Here is a 25,918-nt window from a genome sequence, read left to right on the forward strand (position 1 = left end):
CTGATCACTGAAAGTACTCCGCGGGTCGACCACGTCAAGACGGCTGTTTCGCGCAGGGCGCGACTACAACCGCACAATCGGCAGCCACTGCGCGATATCGGCACGGGCACCCGAGGCGTCGACCCTGGCCTCCTCCACCGCATCAGTCCATTTGAGACGGCCGAGGACGAGTTCCAGCCACGTCCTCGGGTCCGTTTCCACCACGTTCGGCGGCGTGCCCCTCGTGTGCCGAGGACCCGCTACACATTGGACTGCCGCGAACGGCGGGACCCGCACCTCGACACTGCGCCCGGGGGCCAATTCGGCGAGCTTCCTCAGACTCAACCGCACGGCTTTCGCCACATCGGCCCGCTCGGGCTTGGGACCGGTCCCGGCCAGCCACGGCTCCACTTTCTCGCACGCGACACGCAACTCGCCGGGATCAACAAAGCGTGAAGATGGCATGTCTCCACAGTAAGGTGGTTCCAACGACCGGCACGTACACGACGTGGGGAAGCATATGGCCCAACGCGACGATTCAGACCGCCTCGTGCCCGAACAGTCCGTCGCCATCCGGAAACCCGAGATCACTCAGGAGATGCGGGCCAACGCGCGGGCGAATCCCAACAGTTGGTTATACGTCGTCGACGAGGCCTTCGACCCCAACGGCAACGTGCCGTCGTGGGCCGTGGTCGGTGCCTACCCGGTGAACGCCGACGGCGAGATCATCGACGACTTCCACTTCAACGACCAGTACCGGCCCTCCCCTCAGGCGTTGGCTTTCCCCGAGCCGAGCAGCGACCTGGAGTACCTGCTCCAGCTCATCCACACACAGCACCGCCCTCTGGAGGACCTCGCTCCCGCGGTTCTCGACGCAGAGTTGTTCGTGTTCGCCTACACGCCGTCGCAGCGCACCCTCGTCGGGTTCTACGACCTCGACGGCAACGTCGTGGTGCCCGCGTACACGGCCAAGTCGCTGGCACCACGCGATTGGCCGCACGCCCGTGCGGTGCGAGGCAGGGACATCATCGAACTGCTCGGGGGGAATCCGCTCGCTTTGAATCCGGACGACGCCATCACGGCCGTGGTGACTCCGGAGGAGCTGGCTCGCGTGCGCGCCCGGCGCCGCTGAGTCGCTGCTGGGTCGGCTGAGTCGACGCTGAATCGGCAAGGAACCGCCCACACCGATCCGCCCCGATCCGGTGCCGCTGAGTCGGCGTGGGCGGACGTGCCGACTCGCCCATGATCCGGTGCCGCTGACCGGGAGCCTGGGGGCCCGCTGTGCCTTGGCCCCATCTTTAGTCGGGAATCAGTTACGAAAATTACCCACTTGGACCAAAGTCGTCACGCCAACTAGTGACAACCTCGGCGAGCTGCGCACATAATCAACGGCCGAACCGCCACTTTGAGTGAGCGGTTCGTAGCGAGGGCACAGTTGATGGTGAAAGGACAGACCCGATGGGCATCGGACGGAGAAGGTGGCGTGTAGCCGCCGCCGTCGTCGCCGGGTCGGTCAGCGCGCTCCTGCTCGGCGCGTTGACTCCCGCGACGGCCGACACCGACACGGACACGCGCGTGACCGGACACGGTCAAGCGCTGGGTTCACAGATCAGGGAAATCGAGGGCGACCACTCCAACGCCTTCACGAAACGCCAGGCGCTCGAACCTCAGGGCCTCAACTCCGACGGCGCGAAAGCGTACGCCACCGTTCCGGGCATCGACGTCAGTGGCTGGCAGGAAAACGTCGACTGGTCTTACTGGTGGAGTCAGGGCAAACGATTCGCCTACGTCAAGGCCACCGAAGGAACCAGCTACAAGAATCCCTATTTCACGCAGCAGTACAACGGTTCCTACAACATCGGCATGATCCGCGGGGCATACCATTTCGCTCTGCCCGACGTGTCGTCCGGCGCGGTGCAGGCCAACTACTTCGTCGACAACGGCGGCGGCTGGTCCGCTGACGGCAAGACGCTGCCGGGCGTGATCGACCTGGAGTACAACCCGTACGGCGCGACGTGCTACGGCCTGAGCCAGTCGCAGATGGGGGCCTGGATCCGGGACTTCCACGACACCTACCACTCCCGCACGGGCCGCTGGCCGGTGATCTACACGTCGACGAGCTGGTGGAACCAGTGCGTGGGCACCGCGGAGGACTTCTCCGACACCGTGCCGCTGTGGGTCGCCCGCTACGCCTCGTCGGTGGGTGAACTGCCGTACAACTGGAGCTTCCACACGTTCTGGCAGTACACCTCCGATCCGATCGACCAGAACAGCTTCAACGGCTCTTACGAGCGGCTGCAGGTTCTCGCGACCGGCTGAGTCTGTTTTACCCGGATTTAACAACGGAGGGCTTTCACCTGATCACTCAGGGTGAAAGCCCTCTTGTCTCTGCCGATCGTCCTGCCCCACCCCTATGGACTGAACCAAGAAACAGGCAGAATCGCAGGCGCTCGCATTTCGGGGGGAACCGCACCCTCGGAGCGGCCGTCTGTAACGACCGAGGGGATGCGCCACTGGGGGCGCCGAACAAGGGGAGGCAGCACAATGACGTACCCACCGCAGCCCGGACAACCACCGTACGGGCAACAGCCAGGAGATCCGTACGGACAGCAGCCGGGCGGCCAATACGGCACTCCGCCGTCGGGAGGCTTCCCGCAGCAGGGCGGGCAGTATCCGGGCGGCCAGTATCCGCAGGGCTTTCCGCAGGACCCGTACGGCCAGCAGGGCGGCTTCGGCTCCCAGCCTCCGAAGAAAAGCAAGACCGGTCTGTGGATCGGCCTGGGAATCGGCGTGGTGGCCGTGGTCGCCTTCGTCATCACCGCCTTCGTCGCACCCGGCTTCCTCCTCAGCGACGACGAAGAGAATTCAGCCTCCGACAACGGCGGTGGTAACGGCGGCGACGGCGGTGGCGGCGGAGCGCAGGCTCTGGCCGAGAAGATCCGCGGCGGCCTCGTCTCCGGCGACAACGCCGCGCTTCAGCAACTGACCTGCTCCAACGCCACGGAGATGGTCCACGAGGCCATCGAACACAGCTACGAATTCGGGGAGGTCCGCGTCAACGGCCAAGCGCAGGAGAACGGCGACACCGCCACGGTCAAGGCCACCGTGGTGGACGCGGAAACGGGGAACATGGAGATCGACGTGGTCAACACCTTCGCCAAGGAGAACGGCGAGTGGTGCTGGCAGGATCTCACCCTGGATGTTCCCGACCTGCCCAGTCCCGGCGGAATGAGCGACGTTCCGTCGATGCCGGCCAATCCATCGATGCCGGCCAATCCGTCGATGCCCGCCAATCCGTCGATGCCGAACTATCCGAGTTCCGGCGACGAGATCGGTTCGTCCAGCTCCTCCGGTGACGGGGAGGCTTTCCTCCAGCAGTTCGGTGAGGCTCTCAACAGCGGCGACACGCAGACGCTGGAGGGCATGCTCTGCCCCGACGTCACCTCGTTGGAAACGGATTCGATCGAGGAAGCCCTCTCGGCAGGCGGTGGATACACGATGGAGAACGTCGCCTCCGCCGGTTCCATGACCAGCGCTGATTTCGTCGGCTCCGGCGGAAAACTGTCGGTCTACGTCAGTGACCGGAATGGGTCGTTCTGCGTCTTCAGCGCCCTCTACTTCTGATAGGCACACCCGTGAGTCACGGGGCTGGGAGCGAGGCTTTCGCTCCCAGCCCCTTTCTCATGCGATGTCTGTGACCGGTGCGACCGTCGAATTTCGGTGAACCCACACCCACACCGACACCGGACACGCAAGAATCACAGGTCGGTCCAAACCTCGCGCACTGCTCAGGCGGCTGGACGAGGACCACACCGCGGAGCACCCGCGTCAGAAGAAAGCAGCAACCCATGACCTACCCACCACAACCCGGCCAACCACCGTACGGACAACAACCGGGCGGCCCCTACGGGCAACAGCCGGTTGGCTTCCCGCAGCAGGGCGGGCAGTACCCGGGCGGCCAGTACCCGCAGGGCTTTCCGCAGGACCCGTACGGCCAAAAAGAGCAAGACCGGCCTGTGGGTCGGCCTGGGAATCGGTGTGGTAACCGTGGTCGCCTTCGTCATCACCGCCTTCGTCGCCCCCGGCTTCCTCCTCAGCGACGACGAAGAGAATTCAGCCTCCGACAACGGTGGCAACGGTGGTGACGACAGCATGAGCGGTGCCCCATCGATGCCGGCCAATCCATCGATGCCCGCCGACCCGCCGATGCCGGCCGACCCGGGTTCCGTCGACGGCACCGGAGCGGGCGGAGTCAAGGAAGCCTCCGAAGCCTTGCTCCAAGAGATCGTCGGCCTCGTGAACGCCGGGGACACCAACGGCCTGAGGCAATCGCTCTGTGTGGGTGATGAATCGGAAATGGAGGACTACGAGGAAGCCATCGCCAACGGCGAGCAATTCACCCTCACCCAAGTCGACGAGCCGCAGGTGACGGAGCGAGTGACGGCCGTCGACGCGATCTTCCTCAACAGCACCGGCGACAAGGAACTGGTCGTCATCGTCTACGACGGATCTTGCGTTTCCCTCGTGAGCTACCAGGATCCGCTCAACCAAGGCTGACGACACGAACGACAAGGCTGTGGCGGAAAGACATCCGCCACAGCCTTGTTCTTTTCCGTGTTCTGTCCGTTTCCTTTCGCGCAGCTCAGCCGAACAGCGCGGGCAAAGTGCCCTCCCAAGCCTCACGCAGTTCGTCGAGGCTGAAGGTGGCGACGTCCTGGATCTCCAACGCACCGGATTCGGGGTCCACCACACCGGTCTTACGCCACGGCAGTCCCCGCGCCGAGCACATCTCGGTGAATCGCAGCTCCTCCGTCCTCGGCACCGCCACGACCACGCGGCCCGCCGACTCGGAGAACAGCTGCACGAACGGGTCGACGTCGGGGTCGAGCAGGATCCGGGCACCGCACTGGCCGATCAGAACCATCTCGACGAGGGTCTGTGCCAGACCACCGTCGGACACGTCGTGCGCGGCGGAGATCATGCCGTCGCGCGAGCCCGCGACCAGGATCTCGGCGAGCAGCCGCTCACGCTCCAGGTCGACCTTCGGGGGCAGGCCGCCGAGGTGGCCGTGCATCACCTGCGCCCATGCCGAACCGCCGAACTCGTCCCGCGTCTCGCCGAGCAGCAACAGGGTCTCCCCCGCCTCGGCGCCGATGCCGGTGGGGATGCGGCGGCTCACGTCGTCGATCACGCCGAGCACGCCGACCACCGGGGTCGGCAGGATCGCCTGGTCACCGGTCTGGTTGTAGAAGCTCACGTTGCCGCCCGTCACGGGCACACCGAGCTGAGCGCAACCGTCGGCGAGACCGTGCACCGCGCGCTCGAACTGCCACATGATCCCCGGGTCCTTCGGCGAACCGAAGTTGAGGCAGTTGGTGACCGCCACCGGTGTCGCACCGCTGGTGGCGACGTTCCGGTACGCCTCAGCCAACGCCAGCTGCGTGCCCGCGTACGGGTCGAGGTAGACGTACCGGCTGTTGCAGTCGGTGGACACGGCCACGCCACGCCCGGTGGTTTCGTCGATCCGGATCATGCCGGCGTCCGACGGCTGGGCCAGCACCGTGTTGCCGCGCACATAGCGGTCGTACTGCTGCGTGATCCACTCCTTGGACGCCAGGTTCGGCGACGAGATCATCCGCAGCAGCGTCTCCCGCAGTTCGCCCGGGGAGGACGGGCGGGCCAGCGAGTCCGAGGTGTCGGCCTGGACGTCGTCCTGCTGCTTCGGCCGCGCGTAGGGGCGGTCGTAGACCGGGCCCTGGTGCGCCACGGTGCGCGGCGGCACGTCGACCACGGTCTGCCCGTGCCAGTCGACGACCAGCCGGTCGCCGTCGGTCACCTCACCGATCACGGTGGCGGTGACGTCCCACTTCCGGCACACCTCCATGAACTCGTCCACATCGGAGGGACGAACGATGGCGCACATGCGCTCCTGCGACTCGCTCGACAGGATCTCGGCGGGCGTCATACCCTCGGCCCGCAGCGGAACCCGGTCGAGATCGATGTGCATGCCGCCGTCACCGGCCGCGGCCAGCTCCGACGTGGCGCACGCGAGCCCGGCACCGCCGAGGTCCTGAATGCCCACGACGAGCTTCTTCGAAAACAGCTCCAGCGAGCACTCGATGAGGAGCTTCTCGGTGAACGGGTCGCCCACCTGCACGCTGGGCAGCTTCTTCCGCCCACCGGAGTTCTCGTCGCCCGAGAACGAATCGCTGGCCAGCACGGACACTCCGCCGATGCCGTCGAGACCCGTGCGCGCGCCAAACAGGATGACCTTGTTCCCGGTTCCGGACGCATGCGCCAGGTGCAGGTCCTCGACCCGCATCGCCCCCACGCACAAGGCGTTGACCAGCGGATTTCCCGCGTAGCTGGAATCGAACACGACCTCGCCGCCGATGTTCGGCAGTCCCAGGCAGTTGCCGTATCCGCCGATGCCGGCGACCACCCCGGGAAGCACGCGGCGCGTGTCCGGCGCGTCGGCGGGCCCGAATCGCAACGGGTCGGCCACCGCCAGCGGGCGCGCCCCCATCGCGAGGATGTCCCGCACGATGCCGCCGACACCCGTCGCCGCACCCTGGTACGGCTCCACATAGGACGGGTGGTTATGGCTTTCGACCTTGAAGGTGACGGCCCAGCCGTCGCCGATGTCCACCACACCCGCGTTCTCGCCGATACCGGCGAGCATCTTGGAGCGCATCTCCGGCGTGGTGGTCTCGCCGAAGTAGGCCAGGTGCTTCTTGGACGACTTGTACGAACAGTGCTCGCTCCACATCACCGAGTACATGGCGAGTTCGGCGTCCGTGGGCCTGCGCCCGAGGATTTCGCGGATACGCGCGTACTCGTCGTCGGCCAGCCCCAGCTCCGCGTACGGCTGGGAGAGATCCGGCGTCCGCTCGGCGTGTGCGGTGGTGTCGATGGCGGGAGTGTCCACGTGAGGTGCTGCCACGAGTCCAGACTAACCGCAGGCTTTCGTCAGGCGGACGTGACCAGCGGCTTCAATGCGTCGAGTGCGGAGTAGAACACACCGAGTCCGTCGTCGGACGGCCCGGTGAGAGCGTCGATGGCGTGCTCGGGGTGCGGCATGAGCCCGACGACGCGGCCGTTGGCGCTGCACACGCCCGCGATGTCCCGGCGGGAGCCGTTGGGGTTGCCGTCCACATAGCGGAACACCACGCGCCCCTCGCCCTCCAGCTCGTCGAGCGTCGCGGAGTCGGCCATGTAGCTTCCCTCGCCCGACTTGAGCGGGATGAGGATGTCGGCGCCCTCGTCGTACCGCGTGGTCCAGGTCGTGGTGTTGTTCTCCACGCGAATCCACTGGTCGCGGCACACGAAGTGCAGGTTCTTGTTGCGCACCAGGGCACCGGGAAGCAGCCCCGCCTCGCACAGGATCTGGAAGCCGTTGCAGATACCCAGCACCGGCATCCCCTTGCCCGCCGCCTCGATGACCGAGGTCATCACGGGGGCGAACCGGGCGATGGCGCCGCACCGCAGATAGTCGCCGTAGGAGAAGCCGCCGGGGACGATCACCGCGTCGACATCCCGGAGGTCGGCGTCACCGTGCCACAGCGACACCGCCTCGGCACCCGAACGCGTCACCGCACGGGCGGCGTCGACATCGTCGAGGGTGCCGGGGAAGGTGATGACTCCGATGCGCGCACTCACTGGTCGATCCTCCGAATCGTCCACTCCTCGATCACGGGGTTGGCGAGGAAGCCTTCCGCGATCTTGGCGAGCGTCTCGTCGTCGACGCTGTCGTCGACCTCCAGCTCGAAATGCTTGCCTTGGCGGACTTCGGTGACTCCGGAGAATCCGAGGCGATCGAGCGCACCGGCGACCGCTTGGCCTTGGGGATCGAGGATCTCGGGTTTGGGCATGACGTCGACGACTACTCGGGCCACGACAGGGTGCTCCTAGACTCTGCGCAGGTCAATGCACTTTGCAGCGTAGCTCAAGGGACCGAGGAGCCCCCGACACCCCTCGGCCCCTTGAACCGCATTCGTCACCCGACTCCTATACCCGCAAGACGTACGAGTGGGGGACGACGTTGCTCGAAGCGGGGCACTCGAAGCCAATTCGCCGGATCGGCGCAAGCCCCGCCGGAGACGGTGACAGTGTGCGATCGGTGTTCGGACGGCGCGGTGTCGAGCGTCGTCCGAACAGCTCAGCCGAGGTCCGCTTCGGCGTCCCGGTCCCGCCGGTCAGTAACCGGGCCCGTAATCCGGCATCGGCTTCTGGCCGTACCCGGGCGGGTAGCCGCCCGGGCCGGAACGCCGCATGGCCCTACCGACCGGCGGCAGCATCGCGACCACGGTCGGGACGAGCCAGAGCAGGAACGTCACGACCGGCAGCAGGATCAGGCCGCCTACGCCGGCGATGAACATGTCGATCAACGCGTAGATGTAGTAGCAGACGACGATCATCCCGACCACTGCCAGTACCCAACGACATTGAGTCGGAACGCCATGGCGGCCGCAAGCGCGGTCACCGTGCACGCGGTCGTCATGGTCGCGGCGATGGCGAAGTCGCCGTTACCGGTGATGGCTTCGCTGAAGCGATAGCCCGACGAGCGAGAAGACGAGCCCTACCTCGATCTCACTGCCGATCCCGGTGCCGCTCCACCCGACGACGGCGGACACGAACGCCATGATCACCGCGGGCAGAAAGAGAGCCGCCGACACATACGCCATCGCCGTGCCGGGCCTGTGCGGATAGGCACCGGGATACCCGGAAGGGTGCGGCGAGGGCGGACCACCGGGCGCATATCCGGGCTGCTGTCCGTGGGGAGACTGCTGCGGGCACTGCTGATACTGCTGTGGGTGTTGCTGCGGTGAGTACCAGCCCTGCGGATGGCCGCCCATCACCACTCCCCGTCGGATCGCCGCGAGCGACGTGCTGTTTCTAACACGCTCGTCCGGGGTGTGGGGACGTCTTGAGCGGAAAACCGGGCAGAACCCGCCCGTTAATCCCCGGTCGGACCAGTACTCACCTGCTCACCCAGCTCACCCAGTTCACCCAGCTCACAGCCCTACCTGCCGTGCCTGCCGTGCCACGTCGCGATGAGTTTGCCCACGAACTCGTCGGTCCTGGCGGTCCTGGCGAACGTGGTCAACGCCAGCGGCATGCGGAACCGTTGCCTGGCGACGGCCTTCGGCCTCGCGAACTCCCGTAGTCCCTCGGGGCCGTGGATGCGCCCGAAACCGGAGTGGCCGACACCGCCGAACGGCAGCGAGGCGATCCCCGCGAACGACAACGGCGCGTTGATCGCCGTCATGCCCGTTCGCAGACGTCGAGCCAATTCCTCACCCCGGCGCCGGGAGAAGACGGTGGACCCGAGCCCGTAGCTGGAGTCGTTGGCCTTCGCCACGGCCTCGTCCATGTCGGCCACCCGCGTGACGGTGACGGTCGGCCCGAAGGTCTCCTCTCGCACGGCCTCGGAGTCCTCCGGCACGTCCACCAGGACCGTGGGCCGCACGTAGCGGTCACCCACCGCGTCGGTCCCGCCGAGCAGCGCGCGCCCTCCCTTGGCGAGGGCGTCGGCGATGTGCCTGCGCACGACATCCAGTTGTGAGGGCATGGTCATGGGCCCGTAGTGCTCGCCCGCCCGAACCGTGCGTGCACGTTCGGTGACCTTTTCCACGAACACGTCGTACACGGCGGTGTGGACGTAGACGCGTTCGACACCCACGCAGGTCTGTCCCGCGTTGGAGAACGCGCCCCACACGGCGGCGTCGGCCGCGGCGTCGAGGTCGGCGTCGGCGTCCACGAGCAGCGGGTCCTTGCCGCCCGCTTCGATGATCACCGGGGTGAGCCGTTCGGCGGCCGCCGCCATGATCTTCTTCCCGGTGGCGGCCGAACCGGTGAACGCGATCTTGTCGACGTCCGCGTGGGTCAGGGCCGCTCCCGTGGCGCCGAAACCGGTGACCAGCTGCAACACGGGGTGTTCCGGTACCGCTTCGGCGAAGGTGTCCACCAGCCAGGCGCCGACACCGGGCGTGTACTCACTGGGTTTGAACACCACCGCGTTGCCCGCCGCGAGCGCGTAACCGATGGAGCCCAGCGGGGTGAAGACGGGATAGTTCCACGGCCCGATGACGCCGACCACGCCCAACGGCTGGTATTCGACGGTGGCCGCTTGGTTCGCCAACAGCAGGCCGGACGCGCGTCGTTTGGAACCGAGCACCTTGCGCGCGTTACGGGCGGCCCATTCGATGTGCTCGACGGCGAGCACCACTTCCAACTGGGCGTCGCCGACCGGTTTGCCGGTCTCGGCACCGACCACGGCGCACAATTCGGGCATTCGCCTGGCGATGATGCTCTTCCACCGACGCAGGCGTTCGGCACGTCCCGCGAAACCGAGCGAGGACCACCACCGAAAAGCCTGCTTCGCCCTGGCCACAGCGGCGTTCACGTCGTCGTCGGTGTGCACGGGATACGTGCCCACGACCTCATCGGTCGCCGGATCGAGTGAGTTGAATGTCTCGACGGCCTGCGTGGTGCTCGTCATGCTGTCAGCGTAGAGAAGCCACAGTTTACTGACAATTCGTCAACAAGGGGGAGCTCACGTGAAGCTCGTTCACTTCGGACACTCCTGCGTATTGCTGGAAACCGAACACGCCCGATTGCTGCTCGACCCCGGGGCGTTCTCCACAGGCTTCGAATCCCTGCGCGACCTCGACGCCGTCCTCATCACCCACCAGCACTACGACCACATCGACACCGAGAAACTGCCCGCGCTGCTGAAGGCCAACCCGTCGGCCCGCCTCATCGTGGACGCCGGCACCACTAAGACCATCGACAACCTGGAGATCGACGTCACCACCGCCCAGCCGGGCGACACCTTCGACCTCGGCGGAACCCGCGTCACCGTCGTCGGCGGTCAACACGCGACCATCCACACCGACATCCCGGTGGTCCCCAACGTCGGCTACCTGGTCGACAACGGCGCGTTCTTCCACCCCGGCGACGCTTTCTTCGTGCCCGAACAACGCGTCGACGTGCTCGCCCTGCCCACGGCGGGGCCGTGGCTCAAGGCCGCCGAAGCCGTCGAGTACCTGCGGGCAGTGTCCCCGAAGCTGGCCATCCCCGTCCACGAAGCCGTGCTGGCCCGCCCGTCCACGTACATCGGGCTGTACACCAACCTCGCACCCGACGGAACGGAGGTGCGCGTCGCGCCCCACGGCGAGCCCATCACGATCTGACCCGCCGAGCACCACGTCACCGACGGGCACTCCGCTCGCCGACCTCGCTCAACGTCCCGTCCTCGACGGCCGCAGCGTCGACCCGCCGTTCCTCGCGCATCGAGCGAACGGCGGCCACGACCGCGACCGCGATCAGCACGCTCAACGCGCCGTAGGAGAGCCAGACGACGGCGGCGGAAGCGCCGAGCACACCCAGCAACAGCCAGCCGTTGGTCAACACGATCAGACCACCCGCGGCCGTACCGAGCAGTCGAGGCGGCATGCGACGGGCGAGCGCCGCGCCGATCGGCGCGGCCAACACCCCGCCCACCAACAGGCCGATGACGACGGTGAAGTTCATGCCGGACATCGACAACGCCGCCAGGAACGCCACACTCGCGGCCACGGTGACCACGAACTCGGCCGCCTGCACCGAGCCGACGACCTTGCGGGGTTCCAGCCGCCCGCTCGACAACAACGTCGTGGTCGCCACCGGCCCCCAGCCACCGCCACCCGTGGCGTCGACGAACCCCGCCACAAACCCCAGTGGCGCGAGGAAACGCGCACCGGGCCGTTTGTCCACAAGCAACTTGCCCAGCCGCAGAAACGCGAATCGCACAAGCACGTACAGACCCAACGCGAACAGGATCACGCTGATCCACGCCGCGGCGAAGTCACCCGAGAACGACACGAGCAGCACCGCACCCAGCACAGCGCCCACGGCACCGGGCCCGGACAGGATGCCGACCGTCCGCCAGTCGACGTTGCGGAACCGCCAGTGCGACACCCCCGAGGCCAGCGACGTTCCCACCTGCGCGAAATGCGCCGACGCCGAAGCGATGGCCGGTGCGGTACCGAACGCCACCAACGCGGTGGTGGACGTCATCCCGTAGCCCATACCGAGCGTGCCCGACACGAACTGGGCCAGAAAACCTGCCAGCCCGAACAGCAACAGCGTCGTCATGACGCGGGCCGCCTAGAGGATCGGCCCGGGTTCGTATGACGCTGCTTCCGGGAACCGCCGAACGATGTCTGCTACCCGGTCGACCACCGCCGCCACCTGTGCCCCCGCCGTGCCCGTGAAGGACAACTTCTCGTCCAACAACGCCCTCAGCTCCTCGGCGCCCAACGGGAGCCGGTCGTCGGCTGCCAGCCGTTCGACGAGGTCGTTGTCCTGCTGCCCCTGCTCGCGCATGGCCAGCGCGACGGCCACGGCGTGCTCCTTGATCGCCTCGTGCGCGACCTCCCGGCCCACTCCCGCACGAACAGCGGCCATGAGCACCTTCGTGGTGGCGAGGAACGGCAGATACCGCGCCAGCTCCCGGTCGATCACGGCGGGGAAGGCTCCGAACTCGGCGAGCACGGTCGCGAACGTCTCCAACAGCCCGTCGAGGGCGAAGAACGCGTCCGGCAGCGCGACCCGGCGCACCACCGAATCGGACACGTCGCCCTCGTTCCACTGGTCACCGGCCAGCTCGCCGACCATCGACAGATAGCCGCGCAGGACGACCGCGAGCCCGTTGACGCGCTCGCAGGAACGGGTGTTCATCTTGTGCGGCATCGCCGACGAACCGACCTGACCGGGCTTGAAGCCCTCGGTGACGAGTTCGTGGCCCGCCATCAACCGGATCGTGGTGGCGAGATTCGACGGCGCCGCCGCGAGCTGCACCAACGTCGACAGCACGTCGAAGTCCAGCGACCTCGGGTAGACCTGGCCCACGCTGGTGAGCACCCGCTCGAAACCGAGGTGCGCGGCGACCCTGCGCTCCAGCTCCACCAGCCGCGACGAGTCGCCGAGCAGGTCCAGCATGTCCTGCGCCGTGCCGACCGGGCCCTTGATTCCCCGCAGCGGATAGCGGGCGATGAGGTCGTCGAGCCGGTCGAACGCCACCAGCAGTTCGTCGGCGACCATGGCGAACCGTTTGCCGAGGGTGGTGGCCTGTGCGGCGACGTTGTGCGAACGCCCCGCCATCACCAACTCGCTGTGCTGGGTGGCGAGCTCGGCGAGCCGCGCCAGCACAGCGGCCACCCGGACCCGGATGTGTTCCAGCGACCGGCGCACCTGCAGTTGTTCGACGTTCTCGGTGAGGTCCCGCGACGTCATGCCCTTGTGCACGTGTTCGTGCCCGGCCAGAGCGTTGAACTCCTCGATCCGCGCCTTGACGTCGTGGCGGGTGACGCGTTCCCGCTCGGCGATGGAGTCGAGGTCGATCCGGTCGATGACCCGCTCGTAGTCGGCCACCACACCGTCGGGCACGTCGACCCCGAGTTCGTGCTGCGCTTTCAACACCGCCAGCCACAGGTCGCGTTCCAGTCTGACCTTGTACTCCGGCGACCACAGTCGCGCCAATTCGACAGAGGCGTACCGGCCGGCGAGCACGTTCGGGATTCGGGGCTTGTCCGTCACACGGCCAAGGCTAGCCACGCCGTGGCCACCGACCCCGGATCAGGGTCGCGTGAACGTGCTCTCGCCCGATTCCTCGCCCGACCCACTCGCCCGACCCACGGTGTCGTCCACGGGGATCGGCGGCTCGACTCAAGTGCTCAACTCAGGGCTTCGCGCAGCACACGCGCGGCGACCGCGCGGGGATCGGGGGCGACCTCGATGAGCGCGTTGACGACCGCGCCGTCCACCAACGAGATGAGCCGTTCCAGTCGCTCGGCGTCGATGTCGGTGAAGCCCGAACGCGTGAAGATCTCGGTGAGCAGTTCCCGCAGCTCGACCGCCAACGTCCGCATCAACGGCCGCAGGTGAGGCCTGCGGGCCGTGCCGACGAACCGCTCGTACCGCAACACCACCGCCTCGAAACTCCGGTCCTGGCCCAGCAGCAGGTCGAGCACCAACTCCACCACCGCGTCCACGTCCCGGCTCTCGGTGGCCAGTTCGGCCAACCGGGCACGCCCGGCGGCGAGTTCGGTCCGACCGTGGTGCTCCATCGCCGCGCTGAGCAGCTCGTCGAGAGAGTCGAAGTAGTAGGTGGTCGAGGCCAGCGGCAACCCGGCCCGTTCGGCGACCGCACGATGACGCACGACGTCGAACCCACCCTCCGCCAACAGCTCGGCCGCGGCCGCGACGAGAGCGGCACGCCTGCGCTCACCCTTCGGCGTAGTCGCTGCGGACGTCATGGCGGGATAGTGTGCCACCTTGCCGAGGGCGGGACGCGATAGTGACCGCCCGCAGCGATGAGTTCGACGCCGAGGAGTTGTCCACCTGCCATGAGCTCTTTCAACCATGGCCGCCTGTGCGCAGGCATCGCCGCACAGACCGAACTGTTCGCCGGGCATCTTTTCGGCACCGACCTCGGCACTGCCGTGCCCTCCTGCCCCGGTTGGAACCTCGCGCAGCTCGTACGCCATGTCGGTGCGGGCCACCGCTGGGTGGAAACGATCGTCACGACGGGGGCCACCGAGCCGCCACCGGACACTGAGCTGCGCACGCTGTCGGCCGACACGGACGTCGATCACGGTGTACTCGCCGGGTGGCTCACCTCGGGCGCCGTCCGCCTCGCCGAAACCCTGGCGGCCGCGGGCCCGGACCTCCGGCTGTGGACGGCTGTGCCCGGACGTACCTCGGCGTTCTGGGCCCGGCGGTTCCTGCATGAGACCGTGATCCACCGGGCCGACGCCGCGCTGGCCGTCGGCGCCGCCTTCGCACTCGATCACGACACCGCCGCCGACGGCCTCGACGAATGGCTGGAACTCATCTCGCTCCCGCAGCAACTGGAGGTGGACCCGACCAAGCGCGAGCTGCTGGGAGAGGACCACACACTGCGGTTCGCCGCCACCGACGCCGACACCTCCTGGTGGGTGGACGCCACCGGCGAGTCGATCCGCTGGAGCAGGGAGTACGGGCGAACCGGGGACGCGACCGTCACCGTGCGCGCCCCACTGACGGAGTTGCTGCTGCTCGTCTACCGCCGTCGCACGCCGGACGGCACGTTCGACGTGCGCGGCGAGGCGGAACTGCTCGACCTGTGGCTGGCCAACACGGCGTTCGGCTAGTCCAGCACGGCGGCGACGCGTTCGGCGATCCTAGGAAGCTCGTCCCGCAGCGGCACGTCCGCCTCGTCCTTGCTGTCCACCGCGATGCCGATCACGGCGAGCTTCCCGCCGCTCACTCCGACCACAGCGGTGGCACTCGCGACCTCGTGAGGAACGTCGAACACGCGCGCATTACCCGGGTCGAAGACCACCGCGATGGTGCCGCCCGGCACGCGGTAGGCGGCCGCACGGTTGTCGGCCTCGAAGCACGGGCTGTAGGGGATCGCCTCGCCGATCGGGTCGACCGGGAGCTCGCCAGCGAGGGCAGTGGCGAGCTCCCGATCCACCGTGTCGCACCCGGAGGTGCCTTCGGCCCGAGGGCCGTCCTCCCCGTCGGTCCCGCCGCCCTGCTTCGGCGACACCTCGGGGAAGTTCTGGACGCCGGGTCCCCCCGGCGCACTATGGTCACGCTCCGAGTCACCGCTAGGTTGCCCCTCGGCGGAAGATTTTTCTGAAATCCGTCCCGACACGTCCTCCTCGGCCGGTGCCAGCGCCGTGGACACCACGGCCTCGTCACCCGACACGGCGGCCACGACACCCACCGCCGAGCCGACGAACACCACGGCCGCCACCGCACCCGCGACGAACGAGCGCCGCCTCGCAGTGGCGCGGCGCGATGCGGCAGCGACGTCGTCCACGGTGAAAGACGGCTCGGGCGGGTCGTCCACCGCGTCGCGCAACAGCTGTTCGAGTCGACGCTCATCCACGTGTGTCCACCTCCTCACCCAACACGGCCCGCAGATTCGCCAGCCCCCGCGACGTCTGGCTTTTGACGTTGCCCTCACTACAGCCGAGGACCCGCGCCACGCTGCTCACGTCGAGCCCCTCGAAGTAGCGCAGTACCAGCACGGCACGTTGCTTCGGCGGCACCCGAGCCAGCCCGGCGAGCAGATCGGCACGCGCGCTGACGGTCTCGGCCACCGAATCACCGTCGCCCGTACCGACCACCACGGGTTCGGGCACCTTGTCGGTGTGCCGCTCCCGCCGCCACGGCCGCCGCGACTCGTCGATGGCCGCGCGTACCAACGTCTTGCGCATGTACGCGTCCACGGCCGCGCGGTCGCGGATCTTGCGCCACCTGCGGTGCAGCGACACGAACGCCGTCTGCGCGAGGTCGTCGGCGCGGTGCCAGTCCCCGCACAGCAGGTAGGCCGTCCGACGGACGGAATCTCGCTTAGCGGCGAAGTACTCCGCAAACTCCTGATCGTCATGGTGGGCCACGCGGATTTCTCCGGTCGGTCGTGTTGTCGACGGTGGAGACGGAAAGCCCCGGCCCCACGGTTGCACACGAGAACAATCTCACCCGTTCATGGCTCCCCGATCACCCATGTGGTGTGATCGAGTCGTGACCTTCGACTCCACCGCACCCGATCAGCGCCCCCTCGACTTCCGCTCGGACACACTCACCCGGCCGGACGAGCACATGCGGTCGGCACTGGCGAGAGCCGAGGTCGGCGACAACGTCATCGACATCGACCCCACCATCCGCAGGTTGGAGGAACGCGCCGCCGAGACACTGGGCATGCCCGCCGCACTGTGGACGCCCAGCGGCACCATGGCCAACCTCATCGCGTTGTCGACGCATCTGCGGCGAGGTGACCGCTTCCTGGCTCCTCGCGGTGCCCACGTGCTGGTCAACGAACTCGGCTCGGCCGCATGGCTGGCCGGTGGTATGCCCGACCCCCTCGAACACGACGCCGGGCCCGGACGCCCGACCCCACAGACACTGCGGGCCGCGGTGGGCGGCGACGGCCCCTACTACACGTTGCGCACCACACTGCTGTCCTTGGAGAACACCCACAACGCCGCGGGTGGCGCGGTGATCCCACCCGACGAACACGCCCAGCTCGTCGCCGCCGCACGCGAAACCGGACTGCGGGTGCACCTCGACGGTGCCCGCATCTGGAACGCGTCCGTCGCACTCGGAGTCCCACCCGCCGCCCTGACAGTCGGCGTGGACAGCGTGTCCGCCTGCTTCAGCAAGGGACTCGGCGCGCCCGTCGGCTCGGTGGTGGCGGGCAGTGAGGAGTTCGTCGAACAGGCGCGCCGGATGCGACAGATGCTCGGCGGCGGCGTCCGGCAGGGCGGAGTGCTGGCGGCGGCCTGTCTCGTGGCCCTCGACCGCGTCGACGACCTCGTCGCAGACCACGCCAAAGCCGCGAGGCTCGCGGCCGGGCTGCGCGAACGCAGCTGGGACGTCACCGAGCCGCAGACCAATATCGTGCTGGCCGGAGTCCCCGACGTGGAGACCACATTGGAAAAACTGCGCGCACTCGGCATCCTGGCGCTGCCCATGGCCGGCAAAGTGCGATTCGTCCTGCACCGCGACGTCTCGGAAGCCGACGTGACCGAGGCGCTGCGCCGCATCGACACCAGCCCCTTCGACAAGACGGGAAACTGATATGACCTGGGTGGTCTTCGACTACGGCGAAGTGATCTGTACCCGCACCAAGGCGCTGCCGGACCTGGCGAACCGCCTCGGCGTGTCCCTGGCCGACTTCGAATCCGCCTACTGGGGCAACCGGGACGCCTACGACCGCGGCGTCTCCGACGCGACCTACTGGAAGACCGTGGCGAACGCCGTCGGGACCGACATCGACGCCGACCTGGTGGAGGAGCTCACCCGCGTCGACATCGAGGGCTGGGCCCAACTCGACCCGGACTCAGCCGCCCTGCTCGACGAACTCGCCCGCAACGGAACGCGCCTGGCGCTACTGTCCAACGCGCCCGCGTCCTTCGCCCGTTTCGCCGAACAGCAGCCGTGGGCACGGCATTTCCACACCCGCGTGTTCTCCGCCGACGTGGGATGCGCCAAGCCGGACGCGAAGATCTACGAACTGCTGGTGTCGCGCCTGAACGCTCAGCCGCAGGACTGCGTGTTCTTCGACGACCGGGCCGTCAACATCGAGGGCGCACATGCCGTGGGACTGCGCGCCCACCTGTGGCAGGGGGCCGAACACGCGCGGCGGGTACTGGCCGAGCCCTGAGGCGCGTCGGGAATACGGAGGCGCGTCAGGAACGCAACTGCTTCCGCTTGTTGCTCTTCAGCGCACCGTAGGCCGCGGCACCGACGAACACACCGCCACCGATCACGGCGATCCAGAACACGGCCTTCGCCAGGAACCCGACGATGCTCCCGATCACCATGAACGCGACCCACGCCAAGAGCAGGCCACCGACGATCTTCCAGAACATGGTCCCCTCCGTGATTTGTCGACTCGTTGGTGCTCGCTCCCAGCGTGTCACGACCGGGTGGTCCGGCGCTGCAGACCCGACGGACTTTCAGGGAGATCTCGGGGTCAGCCCCGACTCGCCCGACCCCCGCACCTACGCGTGTCCGCAGCCTATGTAGTCGTGTCCGCAGACTGCGTAGCCGTGTCCGCAGACTGCGTAGCCTGTGGCGCCGACCGGTACGAGCTGTCCTACGAGTGGGCGGCCGAATAGCCCGCCCCTACCGCCCCCCACCGCCCCTACGCGCGGAGCCACTCGCCCATGCGCTCGACGGCTTGGGTGAGTTCGGCTTCCGAGCCCGCGAACGACAGCCGCACGAACTTCCCACCGTGGACGGGGTCGAAGTCGATACCCGGCGTGATGGCCACGCCCGTGTCGTCCAGCAGCCTGCGACACCACGCGAGACTGTCGTCGGTGTGCTCGCCGACGTCGACGTAGGCGTAGAACGCACCGTCCACCGGCGCCACCCTGCCGAAGCCGATATCCGCCAGCCCCTTCAACAACACGTCCCGGTTGGTGCGATAGCGCTCCACGTTCGCGTCCAATTCGGCGTAAGAAGCGTCGGTGAACGCCGCCACCGCCGCCTGTTGCGCCAACGCGGGAGCGCAGATGTTGTAGTTACCGGTCAACACGTCGACGGCGCGATGCAGCCGCCGAGGAGTGAGCATCCACCCCAGCCGCCACCCCGTCATCCCGAAATACTTCGAGAACGAGCCCAGCACCACGGCTTCGGTGGAGGACTGCCACGCACAGCCGACCTCGGCCTCGTACGAAATGCCGTGATAGATCTCGTCACTGATCAACTGGACGCCGCGTTCGTCGCACCAACGCGCGATCGCCGCCAACTCGTCGGGCGGCAGCACCGTGCCCGTCGGGTTGCTGGGACTCGCGACGATCACACCGTCCAGCTCGCCGAGCCGCTCCAACAGCTCCGTCGTCGGCTGGAACCGCGTGCTCGCGTCGGTGTCGAACTCCACCACCTCGCAGCCGAGCGACGACAACAGGTTGCGGTACGCCGGATAACCGGGGCGAGCCATTGCCACACGAGCACCCGCGTCGAACGCAGCCAGAAACGACAGCAGGAACCCACCCGAGGAACCCGTGGTGACGATGACGTCGTCCGCCGACACCGCGAGGCCGTACTGCCGCTCGTAGTGGCCCGCGATCGCCTCCCGCAATTCGGGGATACCTAGCTGGCCCGTGTAGCCTAGGTCACCCTCTTGCAGGGCCCGCTGCGCGGCCTCCAACACCGGACTCGGCGCGCCCGCCGTCGGCTGCCCGGCGCACAACGCGATCACGTCGCCGTGTGTGCGCTGCCGTTCCTTCGCGGCGGACAACACCTCCATGACGTGGAACGGCGCCACGGCGCTTCGGCGCGACGGTCCCGAAAGCGGTGCGGAATCGAACATGCCGCCACCTTATGCGGAATCGCCCACCGAAGTATCCTCCCGGTGGTCAGTAACCCTGGTAGGCGCCGCCCTGTGCCATCGACTTCAACCCCGGATGTCCTTCGAACCCGCCGTATCGGTCGAAGGTGTACCGCACACCCGCGATGATGTTGTCGACCGGATTCCAGATGTCGTCGTGGCCTGGAAGCTTGTACGCCTGGAATGTCGGGTCGATGCACTGCATGAGGCCCTTCGACGGCGTGCCCTTGGCCGCGTTGGAGTCCCAGTCGTTCAGAGCGTGCGGGTTACCACCCGACTCCTTCTCGATGATCGTCCAGATCTCGTCGATATTCTCCTCGGTGACCGGTATGCCGTTGGCCTGCAGAATCCTGATGGCCTCACGGATCCACTGCTCGACGTTGCCCGGTGGCGGCCCGCTGGGAGGTGGAGGACCGCTCGGACCGTATCCGGCCAAGCCTCCACCACCGGCACCACCGCCTGCTCCGCCACCGCCACCACCGGCGCCGCCCGAGCTACCGCTGATACCCCCTGTGGCGGTCTGCTGCGACTGTGCCGAACCAGGCTCCGGAACACTGGAGAAACCGTCACCGACCTCGGTTTTCATCAGTTCCTGTGCCCTTTTGATGGCCTCGTTCGACTGCCGCAGAAGGTCGTCGATCTGCTTGGCCGCGTCCTTCGCGGTGCGGCTGTTCTCCTCACCGGCCGCCTTGATGATCTCCTCGGCGGTCGGCGAGGGCGGCGAGTCACGGTCGCCGTTCTCGTACTCCCGCATGGCGGCGGCTGCTGCGTCGGCCTGTTTCTGCGCTTCGGCGTTGCGGTCGTCGATCGCCTTCTTCGCGTCCTCCTTGACGCTCTCGATCTCCCGCTTGATGCGGGCCAGGGTTTCCTGCAGCGACGACAACTCCGCGGCGACCTCGTCGAGCTTGTCCCTGACCTTGTTACCCGCCTCGGCGATCTTGTTGACATAGTCGAAGAACGCGTCGGCCGCCGGGCCCGACCACACGCCGCCGTCCTGCAGCGGGGCGGCCGCATTGGCCAGATCACTCGTGTGATCACCGGCGTCGCGTGACGCCTCCTCGAACTGGCGCGCCACCTCGTCGATCCCACCGGGATCGACGTCGTCGACCCGCGCTGCTTTGGTCTCTACCTCGGCCCACTCCGCCGGAATACCCGCGCCCGTCATCTACAGATCCCTCGCAGTCAGGTTCTCCGCCGCGACCGCGTCGGCCTCCGTCATGGCGTTCACCGCGTCCCGCAGCGCCGTACTGGCCGCACTGACCCGCCGTGCCGCGGCGTCGAACTCCGAGCGCATGCCGTCGGTGAACGCACCGACCGTGCCTTCGGCCTTCTCCGGACTGTCCGGATCCTCAACCTCGCCGAACGGGCTCCGCCCCTGGATTCCTTTGAGTTTGTCCATGGACGAACGGAAATCCTCGGCGATACGGTCGACCCGCTCCGCCGTGATCTTCATCGACTCGGCGTCGTACACCGGCACGTTCTTCACCCTCCCCTTGACACGACCGACACGACCACGTCCGACAGCCGGTCACGCGTTCTTACGACGTGACAGAGCCGCCACCGGTTCCCAGCCTTCTTCAGGCCTCGTCCTTCAGGCCTCGTCGAGCAACTCCCACACCCGTTGCGCGAGCAACACGTTGTCGGCCGGGGTCACCGTCGCCCAGTCACGCCCGTCACTACCCGGAGCGACCTGGAACAGGTACCGGCCGGCATCGGTGTCGTGGAACGCGATCACCCTGCCGGCCCGGCGGATGCGGCCGTCGCGATCGAGCCGTTGCGCACCGAACTGGCCGCGCGTCACCGTGCCGAACAACATCCCGGCGAGTTCCTGGGCCTGCCACAGTTCGACGCCGCGGTCCTCCAACGCCGTGGCGACTGCCTTCGCATCCCCTCGCGCCTCGGCGTCGGCGTCGACCAGAACGTCGTGCGGCAGGCTCACCGAACGCCCCACCCCGGGTGGAAGCTCACCCGCTACGGACACGGCCGACTCGGCCAACGCCGACTCCCGAGCCGGAATGAGCCACACTTCGTCGCCGTCGACGACGCCGAGCACGGCCTGCTGTCCCGAGCAGGCGGCGAGGCCGGAGATCTGCCTGTCCGTCCACACCCACACGTCGACACTCGTCTGTGGCCTGGCGAGCAGGTACAGCAGATCGTCGATTTCCGCGGTCGCACCCCGGCCCTGTGTGAGCCCACGCGCGGCAAGCGATTCCCACGCCTGCTCGACGAATCGCGCGCGTTCGGTGTACGTGACTCCAGGACTCGGCACGTCGAGAGCGACATGGCGTCGCGGCAGGTCCAAATGCTCCCAAAGCACATCGAACTCCAATGTGGACAAAACCACACTGCCGCCCGCCATCGTGCTCACTATTGTCCGTCCGAACCGTCGTCGCCGATCACGTCGGGAGTCACCATACGCTGGTCCGTGAACAAGTCGTTGTCGTCGACCCCGAACCGGCGCACGTGTTCATCGTCTTCCTCGCCGGGCATCGCCTTCTCCAGGAACGCGTCCCTGCGGCCCGCGCCACCGGGGTTCAGTCGCTCGGAACTGCGCTGGACCCGGGCCTCCTCCTCCGGCAGGTCACCGACGGAGAGCGGATGCGGCGACCGCGCGGCTCCGGGCGCACTGCGCCCCACACCGCGACCCGAACGCTCACCACCGCTGAGAGCACCGGCGATGCCGCCCGCACCCAGCGCCGCGATTCCCCCACCGATGTCGTTCAACGACGGACCACCACGCGCTTCGGAGCCCGAAGCCGCACCGATGTCACCGTCGGGCGCAGAGCCAGATTGGGGCTGGACCGCCCCGGTGGACATGCCCTCACCGAGCAGTGCCTCGCCGGCCTCGCCTGGCTCACCGGGCGCGGGTTTTCCAGGTGGCGTCCCCTCGGGCCCCCCGGGCGCGGGCTTTCCGGGCACGCCGCCGGTGTTCGGCGTCGAACCGACAGGCCCCGCCGAACCACCCCCCACACCGGCCGGTGGCTTCGCCAAACGGTCCGAACCGGTGGCACGAATGTCCTGACTGCCAGGGGGAACCGAGCCGGTGCTGCCCTGCTGGCCGGTGGGAACACGTTGCGAACGGCCAGCGTCCTCGGGACCACGGACACCGCCCACGTAGCCCGGAACACCACCGGCGGCTCCAGCCCCCGGCGCCGACGGTGAGCCCGTGGCACCGCTCGGAAAGGCCGAACCCGTGCCCTGGCTACCCGAAACCGGTGGCGACACGGCACGCCCACCACTGCTCGTCGGCGGCGTTCCACCCGGCAGGGGAGCACCGGTCACGGGAGCGGCAGCGGACGACGGAGTGACCGCGCCGCTCGCCCCGGTACCCGACTGCGCCGACACACCCGACGCCGGTGGCGCTCCGGAAGCAACCGGAGCGGCCGTACCCGAGGCGCTCGCCGCCGCGGTCGTGTCCGCGGGTTCACCTCCCGCGTCGATCGATTCGGGCACCGGCGCGGAAATCTCCGCGACGAAACGGTCCGGCGCACGTAGTTCGGGGGCCTCCAACAGGTTGTCGCCGCTTTCCTTGGCATAGTCGTTCAACGCCTGAAGCGCCTGCTCCCGGGCTTCCACCGCCCGCTCGAGCTTGCGGACGTGGTCGGTCTCGAAACCGATCAGGCTGAGAGCGAAGTCAGAGATCCTGTAGCCCTCGGTCGAATCCCGCAGTTCCTGCGGCTCGGGCAACGAGTGCCGAGTGCGGTTGAACGCCTCGCCCTGCGCGAAGATCCGTTCGGCGGAGCTGCTGACCTTCTCGTTGGCCTCCTCGGAGAACTCGGCCTCCCTCTCGACGGCCGAGGCGGCCTGTTCACCCGCGACACTGCTCCACTCGACCCCCAGTTCGGCGAGTTCGGTGCGCAACGTCTCGTCCGTTTCCGACAACGCCTGCGCCACGGCCTTCAGCGCGGCGACCGCATCGGACAGTCCCGCGATGCCCCGGCCGGTTTTGAACAGCTCGATCTCGTCGGCGAGCATGTTGTTGGTGTAGCCGGTGAACCGATGATCCCGAATCCGCTCGGCCCGGGCCACGATGTCTACATCGTTCATCTCGCGTCCTTGTCTGGCGGCGACTTTTCCGTTCTGACGGCCTGTGCTGCCGACACCCGCCGACAGCGGCGTACACATCCGCAACGACTAGCTGCCCCCGGCCTCGCGCACGGCCGCTGCGTTGTCCTCGTCCTCCGCGAGATACCTACGTCCTGCGGCGCGAAGCTGTTCGGCCAGATCATGCAACCCGTGCACATACGCCATGACCCGGCTGCTGTACGAGTTCTCACCACTGCTGACGACGGCGTTCCAGGCTTCCGCGGCTTCCTGCGACACGATGTCGTCGGCAGGGGATTCGATGTTCAGCGCCCCCACGTGCTCGGTCACCTTGCGCTCCAGCGCCTTCGCCTGTTCCTCGATGACGTCGGCCACCGCGACGATCTTGTCGGGAGAAACCGTGATGTCCTTGACGACAGGCAGCCCTGGAACATCGGGGACAGCCGGTGCCGCACCCTTGTCACCCTCTAGCCACCAGAACCCCCACGGCGATTTCGCGGGTCGTTCTGACACTGCGCACCCCCTGCTACGACCAGTAGTCAGCCAGCTTCTCGGTGCAGGTTATCAATCCGCAGGTGATCGTGGCCTGAAATCCGAGCAGCAAAAAGTACCGTTCGGTGCCCGATTCGTGAGGGAGAACACGTACTGCCCCTTATCGGACCGTCGACTACGCCGATTCCGGCTGCCGCGACGACCGCGGAGCCGACAATTCCCCGCGCGCCGCCCGAGCTGCGATGTCCGAACGGTGATGTGAACCCGGCAGGTTGATCCTGCCCACCCGCTCGTACGCCTGCTCCCTCGCGGCCGCGAGGTCGGCACCGACACCCACCACCGACAACACCCGGCCACCGTTCGACACCACCGCGCCGTCCTCCCGACGGCGCGTACCCGCGTGCAGCACGCCCTCGCCCTCGCTTCCGGCGATCACGTCCCCGATGCGAGGGCGTCCCGGATAGCCGTCGGCGGCCACGACGACCGTCACAGCGGCACCGTCGGCCCACTCGAGCGGCGGCTGCTCGGCCAACGTGCCCGTCGCCGTCGCATGCAACAACTGCGCCAGCGGCGAACGCAACAGCGCCAGCACGGCCTGCGTCTCGGGGTCACCGAACCGGCAGTTGAACTCGATCACCTGCGGCCCCGACGACGTCAGCGCCAACCCCGTGTACAACAACCCCGAGAACGGCGCGTCCCGGCGAGCCAACTCGTCCACCACGGGACGCACGATCTCGGACACCACGGTGTCGACCAGGTCGGGCGGTGCCCACGGCAACGGCGCGTACGCACCCATGCCACCGGTGTTCGGACCGATGTCGTCGTCACCGACCCGTTTGAAGTCCTGCGCCGGAAGCAGCGGCACGACGGTGTGCCCGTCGACGAGGCAGAACAGCGACGCCTCGGGGCCGTCGAGGAACGACTCCAACACCACCGGATGGCCGCCGTCCAACAACATCAACGCGTGCTTGCGGGCACGTTCCAGCTCGGTGGTCACCACCACGCCCTTGCCCGCGGCGAGACCGTCGTCCTTCACCACCCACGTCGGCCCGAACCGCGCCAACGCCGCATCGAGGTGAGCCGGATTGTTCACCACCTCGCTGCGCGCGGTCGGCACCCCGGCCGCGGCCATGACCTCCTTGGCGAACGACTTCGACCCCTCGATCCGCGCCGCCCGCGCACTCGGACCGAAGCACGGCACACCCACGGCGCGCACGGCATCGGCCACGCCCATCACCAACGGCACCTCGGGCCCGACCACCACCAGATCGGCCTTCCACGACACCGCCAGCTCGGCGACGGCCTCGGGGTCGGTCAGATCCACCCCGAGAGTCTCGGACACACCGGCCGTTCCGGCGTTACCCGGCGCGCAGCCGAGCGCCGTCACCGCCGGATCGTGTGACGCGGCGAGAACGAGGGCGTGTTCACGGGCTCCGGAGCCGATAACCAGGACGCGCACGTGGCACAGCGTAAGCCGAGCCGATTGGCCCCCGTTCACTGGTATGTCTCCTTTCGGCCCACGCCACGTCG

General features: G+C 67.8%; 29 protein-coding genes. 8 read left to right on the plus strand and 21 right to left on the minus strand.

All coding sequences use genetic code 11. The annotated features are described in order from the left end of the window. Window positions 1-63 precede the first annotated feature (63 nt). Window positions 64-444, minus strand: a complete 381-nt coding sequence (locus tag M7H19_RS16410) for a sterol carrier family protein (RefSeq protein WP_298182377.1) — start codon at window positions 442-444, stop codon at window positions 64-66. Window positions 445-499: 55 nt separating this feature from the next. Between M7H19_RS16410 and M7H19_RS16415 the strand changes: the two genes are divergently transcribed. The 3 genes from M7H19_RS16415 (at window position 500) to M7H19_RS16425 (ending at window position 3,603) form a co-directional block, all read left to right on the plus strand. After that, the gene (locus M7H19_RS16415; protein WP_298182379.1) at window positions 500-1,111 is read left to right on the plus strand and encodes a type VII secretion system-associated protein; all 612 of its coding nucleotides are present in this window, start codon (window positions 500-502) and stop codon (window positions 1,109-1,111) included. Window positions 1,112-1,437: 326 nt separating this feature from the next. After that, a complete protein-coding gene (locus M7H19_RS16420; RefSeq protein WP_298182381.1) occupies window positions 1,438-2,298 on the plus strand; it encodes a lysozyme in 861 nt (286 codons plus the stop codon). A gap of 225 nt (window positions 2,299-2,523) precedes the next feature. After that, window positions 2,524-3,603 (plus strand): hypothetical protein, encoded by a 1,080-nt coding sequence (locus M7H19_RS16425; RefSeq protein WP_298182383.1) that lies wholly within the window; start codon window positions 2,524-2,526, stop codon window positions 3,601-3,603. 164 nt (window positions 3,604-3,767) lie between these two features. Here M7H19_RS16425 and M7H19_RS16430 read toward each other — a convergent pair whose 3' ends face one another. After that, the gene (locus tag M7H19_RS16430; RefSeq protein WP_298182385.1) at window positions 3,768-3,986 is read right to left on the minus strand and encodes a hypothetical protein; all 219 of its coding nucleotides are present in this window, start codon (window positions 3,984-3,986) and stop codon (window positions 3,768-3,770) included. A 40-nt stretch (window positions 3,987-4,026) separates the two neighbouring features. On the opposite strand from M7H19_RS16430, the gene M7H19_RS16435 reads away from it, so the two are divergent. Continuing rightward, window positions 4,027-4,536, plus strand: a complete 510-nt coding sequence (locus M7H19_RS16435) for a hypothetical protein (RefSeq protein WP_298182387.1) — start codon at window positions 4,027-4,029, stop codon at window positions 4,534-4,536. Window positions 4,537-4,621: 85 nt separating this feature from the next. Here the strand turns inward: M7H19_RS16435 and purL are convergent, their stop codons facing one another. The 6 genes from purL to M7H19_RS16465 form a co-directional block, all read right to left on the minus strand. Further along, on the minus strand, window positions 4,622-6,907 hold the full coding sequence (purL, locus tag M7H19_RS16440) for a phosphoribosylformylglycinamidine synthase subunit PurL (RefSeq protein ID WP_298182558.1): 2,286 nt from the start codon (window positions 6,905-6,907) through the stop codon (window positions 4,622-4,624). A 41-nt stretch (window positions 6,908-6,948) separates the two neighbouring features. Beyond that, entirely contained in the window at window positions 6,949-7,638 is a 690-nt protein-coding gene (gene purQ, locus M7H19_RS16445; RefSeq protein WP_298182389.1) for a phosphoribosylformylglycinamidine synthase subunit PurQ, read from the minus strand. Beyond that, on the minus strand, window positions 7,635-7,874 hold the full coding sequence (gene purS / locus M7H19_RS16450) for a phosphoribosylformylglycinamidine synthase subunit PurS (RefSeq protein ID WP_298182392.1): 240 nt from the start codon (window positions 7,872-7,874) through the stop codon (window positions 7,635-7,637). The genes purQ and purS overlap by 4 nt, the downstream gene beginning before the upstream one ends. A 300-nt stretch (window positions 7,875-8,174) precedes the next feature. After that, a complete protein-coding gene (locus M7H19_RS16455; RefSeq protein ID WP_298182394.1) occupies window positions 8,175-8,405 on the minus strand; it encodes a hypothetical protein in 231 nt (76 codons plus the stop codon). 99 nt (window positions 8,406-8,504) lie between these two features. Further along, on the minus strand, window positions 8,505-8,834 hold the full coding sequence (locus M7H19_RS16460; RefSeq protein ID WP_298182396.1) for a hypothetical protein: 330 nt from the start codon (window positions 8,832-8,834) through the stop codon (window positions 8,505-8,507). 167 nt (window positions 8,835-9,001) lie between these two features. Then, entirely contained in the window at window positions 9,002-10,480 is a 1,479-nt protein-coding gene (locus M7H19_RS16465; protein ID WP_298182398.1) for an aldehyde dehydrogenase family protein, read from the minus strand. Between the two features lie 58 nt (window positions 10,481-10,538). Here M7H19_RS16465 and M7H19_RS16470 point away from each other — a divergent pair, with 58 nt between their 5' ends. Continuing rightward, entirely contained in the window at window positions 10,539-11,174 is a 636-nt protein-coding gene (locus M7H19_RS16470) for an MBL fold metallo-hydrolase (RefSeq protein WP_298182400.1), read from the plus strand. A 16-nt stretch (window positions 11,175-11,190) separates the two neighbouring features. Here the strand turns inward: M7H19_RS16470 and M7H19_RS16475 are convergent, their stop codons facing one another. From M7H19_RS16475 to M7H19_RS16485, 3 genes are all read right to left on the minus strand, one after another. Next, window positions 11,191-12,117, minus strand: coding sequence for a sulfite exporter TauE/SafE family protein (locus M7H19_RS16475; protein ID WP_298182402.1), 927 nt, complete (start codon window positions 12,115-12,117; stop codon window positions 11,191-11,193). Between the two features lie 12 nt (window positions 12,118-12,129). Then, window positions 12,130-13,560, minus strand: coding sequence for an adenylosuccinate lyase (purB, locus tag M7H19_RS16480; protein WP_298182405.1), 1,431 nt, complete (start codon window positions 13,558-13,560; stop codon window positions 12,130-12,132). 137 nt (window positions 13,561-13,697) lie between these two features. Continuing rightward, a complete protein-coding gene (locus M7H19_RS16485) occupies window positions 13,698-14,279 on the minus strand; it encodes a TetR family transcriptional regulator (protein ID WP_298182407.1) in 582 nt (193 codons plus the stop codon). A 90-nt stretch (window positions 14,280-14,369) separates the two neighbouring features. On the opposite strand from M7H19_RS16485, the gene M7H19_RS16490 reads away from it, so the two are divergent. Beyond that, entirely contained in the window at window positions 14,370-15,155 is a 786-nt protein-coding gene (locus M7H19_RS16490) for a maleylpyruvate isomerase family mycothiol-dependent enzyme (protein WP_298182409.1), read from the plus strand. Here M7H19_RS16490 and M7H19_RS16495 read toward each other — a convergent pair. Further along, on the minus strand, window positions 15,152-15,901 hold the full coding sequence (locus M7H19_RS16495; RefSeq protein WP_298182411.1) for a hypothetical protein: 750 nt from the start codon (window positions 15,899-15,901) through the stop codon (window positions 15,152-15,154). The genes M7H19_RS16490 and M7H19_RS16495 overlap by 4 nt on opposite strands. Then, window positions 15,894-16,415, minus strand: a complete 522-nt coding sequence (locus M7H19_RS16500; protein WP_298182413.1) for a SigE family RNA polymerase sigma factor — start codon at window positions 16,413-16,415, stop codon at window positions 15,894-15,896. Before M7H19_RS16500 ends, M7H19_RS16495 begins: the two co-directional genes overlap by 8 nt. 124 nt (window positions 16,416-16,539) lie before the next feature. Here M7H19_RS16500 and M7H19_RS16505 point away from each other — a divergent pair, with 124 nt between their 5' ends. Both M7H19_RS16505 and M7H19_RS16510 read left to right on the plus strand, forming a co-directional pair. Then, entirely contained in the window at window positions 16,540-17,595 is a 1,056-nt protein-coding gene (locus M7H19_RS16505; RefSeq protein ID WP_298182415.1) for a threonine aldolase family protein, read from the plus strand. Window position 17,596: 1 nt separating this feature from the next. Further along, window positions 17,597-18,181 carry an HAD family phosphatase gene (locus tag M7H19_RS16510; protein WP_298182417.1) on the plus strand — a complete coding sequence of 195 codons (585 nt, stop codon included), beginning with the start codon at window positions 17,597-17,599 and terminating at the stop codon, window positions 18,179-18,181. Between the two features lie 25 nt (window positions 18,182-18,206). On the opposite strand, the gene M7H19_RS16515 is transcribed toward M7H19_RS16510, so the two are convergent. The 8 genes from M7H19_RS16515 to purD form a co-directional block, all read right to left on the minus strand. Beyond that, window positions 18,207-18,389: a hypothetical protein gene (locus M7H19_RS16515; protein ID WP_298182418.1), complete on the minus strand. Its 183-nt coding sequence runs from the start codon at window positions 18,387-18,389 to the stop codon at window positions 18,207-18,209. 275 nt (window positions 18,390-18,664) lie between these two features. Further along, complete coding sequence (locus M7H19_RS16520) at window positions 18,665-19,834, minus strand: pyridoxal phosphate-dependent aminotransferase (protein WP_298182420.1); 1,170 nt, start codon at window positions 19,832-19,834, stop codon at window positions 18,665-18,667. Between the two features lie 46 nt (window positions 19,835-19,880). Further along, window positions 19,881-21,017: a transglycosylase SLT domain-containing protein gene (locus M7H19_RS16525; protein ID WP_298182422.1), complete on the minus strand. Its 1,137-nt coding sequence runs from the start codon at window positions 21,015-21,017 to the stop codon at window positions 19,881-19,883. Next, window positions 21,018-21,329 carry a hypothetical protein gene (locus M7H19_RS16530; RefSeq protein WP_298182424.1) on the minus strand — a complete coding sequence of 104 codons (312 nt, stop codon included), beginning with the start codon at window positions 21,327-21,329 and terminating at the stop codon, window positions 21,018-21,020. It abuts the gene before it with no gap. A 114-nt stretch (window positions 21,330-21,443) separates the two neighbouring features. Then, window positions 21,444-22,211 carry an ESX secretion-associated protein EspG gene (locus M7H19_RS16535; protein WP_298182560.1) on the minus strand — a complete coding sequence of 256 codons (768 nt, stop codon included), beginning with the start codon at window positions 22,209-22,211 and terminating at the stop codon, window positions 21,444-21,446. 8 nt (window positions 22,212-22,219) lie between these two features. After that, entirely contained in the window at window positions 22,220-23,899 is a 1,680-nt protein-coding gene (locus M7H19_RS16540) for a PPE domain-containing protein (protein ID WP_298182426.1), read from the minus strand. An 87-nt stretch (window positions 23,900-23,986) separates the two neighbouring features. Next, complete coding sequence (locus M7H19_RS16545; protein ID WP_298182428.1) at window positions 23,987-24,409, minus strand: type VII secretion target; 423 nt, start codon at window positions 24,407-24,409, stop codon at window positions 23,987-23,989. A gap of 154 nt (window positions 24,410-24,563) precedes the next feature. Beyond that, a complete protein-coding gene (gene purD / locus M7H19_RS16550; protein ID WP_298182430.1) occupies window positions 24,564-25,847 on the minus strand; it encodes a phosphoribosylamine--glycine ligase in 1,284 nt (427 codons plus the stop codon). Between the last annotated feature and the right edge of the window lie 71 nt (window positions 25,848-25,918).

The organism is Saccharomonospora sp. (genome assembly GCF_027317685.1).
Lineage (GTDB): Bacteria > Actinomycetota > Actinomycetes > Mycobacteriales > Pseudonocardiaceae > Saccharomonospora.

Coding starts and splice junctions, on each gene's coding strand:
- M7H19_RS16410 (WP_298182377.1), bottom strand. CDS start 444: ATGCCATCTTCACGCTTTGTTGATCCCGGCGAGTTGCGTGTCGCGTGC.
- M7H19_RS16415 (WP_298182379.1), top strand. CDS start 500: ATGGCCCAACGCGACGATTCAGACCGCCTCGTGCCCGAACAGTCCGTC.
- M7H19_RS16420 (WP_298182381.1), top strand. CDS start 1,438: ATGGGCATCGGACGGAGAAGGTGGCGTGTAGCCGCCGCCGTCGTCGCC.
- M7H19_RS16425 (WP_298182383.1), top strand. CDS start 2,524: ATGACGTACCCACCGCAGCCCGGACAACCACCGTACGGGCAACAGCCA.
- M7H19_RS16460 (WP_298182396.1), bottom strand. CDS start 8,834: ATGGGCGGCCATCCGCAGGGCTGGTACTCACCGCAGCAACACCCACAG.
- M7H19_RS16465 (WP_298182398.1), bottom strand. CDS start 10,480: ATGACGAGCACCACGCAGGCCGTCGAGACATTCAACTCACTCGATCCG.
- M7H19_RS16475 (WP_298182402.1), bottom strand. CDS start 12,117: ATGACGACGCTGTTGCTGTTCGGGCTGGCAGGTTTTCTGGCCCAGTTC.
- M7H19_RS16485 (WP_298182407.1), bottom strand. CDS start 14,279: ATGACGTCCGCAGCGACTACGCCGAAGGGTGAGCGCAGGCGTGCCGCT.
- M7H19_RS16490 (WP_298182409.1), top strand. CDS start 14,370: ATGAGCTCTTTCAACCATGGCCGCCTGTGCGCAGGCATCGCCGCACAG.
- M7H19_RS16510 (WP_298182417.1), top strand. CDS start 17,597: ATGACCTGGGTGGTCTTCGACTACGGCGAAGTGATCTGTACCCGCACC.
- M7H19_RS16515 (WP_298182418.1), bottom strand. CDS start 18,389: ATGTTCTGGAAGATCGTCGGTGGCCTGCTCTTGGCGTGGGTCGCGTTC.
- M7H19_RS16520 (WP_298182420.1), bottom strand. CDS start 19,834: ATGTTCGATTCCGCACCGCTTTCGGGACCGTCGCGCCGAAGCGCCGTG.
- M7H19_RS16525 (WP_298182422.1), bottom strand. CDS start 21,017: ATGACGGGCGCGGGTATTCCGGCGGAGTGGGCCGAGGTAGAGACCAAA.
- M7H19_RS16535 (WP_298182560.1), bottom strand. CDS start 22,211: ATGGCGGGCGGCAGTGTGGTTTTGTCCACATTGGAGTTCGATGTGCTT.
- M7H19_RS16540 (WP_298182426.1), bottom strand. CDS start 23,899: ATGAACGATGTAGACATCGTGGCCCGGGCCGAGCGGATTCGGGATCAT.